The 1,341-nt window shown below is 64.8% G+C and carries 2 protein-coding genes and 1 tRNA gene; 2 read left to right on the plus strand and 1 reads right to left on the minus strand.

Annotated features, from left to right (window positions below; translation table 11 throughout):
• Positions 1 to 97 precede the first annotated feature (97 nt).
• Positions 98 to 170: transfer RNA gene (locus GUY60_RS37685), tRNA-Leu, on the plus strand.
• 109 nt (positions 171 to 279) lie between these two features.
• Positions 280 to 1,062, plus strand: coding sequence for a helix-turn-helix domain-containing protein (locus GUY60_RS37690; RefSeq protein ID WP_187370236.1), 783 nt, complete (start codon positions 280 to 282; stop codon positions 1,060 to 1,062).
• An 18-nt stretch (positions 1,063 to 1,080) separates the two neighbouring features.
• On the opposite strand, the gene GUY60_RS37695 is transcribed toward GUY60_RS37690, so the two are convergent.
• Positions 1,081 to 1,341, minus strand: a 261-nt coding sequence (locus tag GUY60_RS37695; protein WP_281368684.1) for a pyruvate kinase alpha/beta domain-containing protein, incomplete at its 5' end; no start/stop codon positions are given.

Raw genomic sequence — 1,341 nt, forward strand, 5'->3', positions numbered from 1 at the left:
CTCCTCGTCATGGGGCAGGTACTACTTTCCATGAGCCTACCTAGCTGCGATATGGTGGGGGCGCGGAGGGTGCCTGGCATCCTTCGTTTCGCAGGAAGCCCCGGTAGCCCAGCGGTAGAGGCAATGGTCTCAAACACCATCCAGCGTGGGTTCGAATCCCACCCGGGGTACTTTTCCTTCGATTCCAAGGTCGCAAGCGATCCGTCGATTTTCACCTGACCTTGTGAATCGAACGCACCTTCTCCCCGAATCGACGGGGCGGCGGCGAGACTCGGGCATGTGTACGACATCAGCACCCGCAAACGCGCCCTCTCCCTCGTCTCCCAAGGCCGCAGCCTCAACTCCGTCAGCAAGGAAACCGGCGTGTCCCGCGCCGCGATCCGCTCATGGCTCGTGCGGATCGAACCGCTGCCGCGGATGTCCGCGCAGAGCGGACCCTGCTGCCGGTGCCAACCAGTACCCGCGTGGCCCGCTGACCCTGCGGCGTACTCATATCTCCTCGGGCTCTACCTCGGAGACGGCTGCATCAGTTCTGGCGCACGCTCCGGCTATTTCTTACGCATCGCATGCGCGGACGCCTGGCCAGGACTGATCGACGCGTGCGTGACGGCCGTCAAGGCGGCGAACCCCAGCGGCAAGGCAGCACGCGTACAAGCGGTCGGATACGTCTCCGTCGTCGGCTACAGCCAGCACTGGCCCTGCCTGTTCCCCCAGCACGGGCCCGGCAAGAAGCACGAGCGCAGGATCGCCCTGGAACATTGGCAGCAGGAGATCGTCGACGCGTACCCCTGGGAGTTCATCCGTGGGCTCATCCACTCCGACGGGTGCCGGATCACCAATTGGGCAACCCGCCTCGTCGCCGGAGTGAAGAAGCGCTACGAGTACCCGCGCTACTTCTTCACCAACAAGTCCGACGACATACGGAAGTTGTTCAGCGACACCCTCGACAAGGTGGGCGTCGAGTGGACGACGCTGGCACGCGGCGTCGACCCGTTCAATATCTCCATTGCCCGCAAGGCGTCCACCACTCTCATGGACACCCACATAGGCCCCAAATACTGAACCCCCGTACGGAAACCCCTACTTGGGGCTGTCGTCCTCGCCGATGTGGTGGACTCGGACCAGGTTTGTCGAGCCGGGGACCCCGGGCGGGGAGCCGGCCGTGATGACGACGATGTCGCCCTTCTCGCAGCGGCCGATCCGCAGGAGCTGCTCGTCGACCTGGGCGACCATCGCGTCCGTCGACTCGACGTGTGGGCCGAGGAAGGTCTCCACGCCCCAGGTGAGGTTGAGTTGGGAGCGGGTCGCCGGGTCGGGGGTGAAGGCGAGGAGGGGGATCGG

This window comes from Streptomyces boluensis, from assembly GCF_009908195.1.
Classification (GTDB): Bacteria; Actinomycetota; Actinomycetes; order Streptomycetales; family Streptomycetaceae; genus Streptomyces; species Streptomyces boluensis.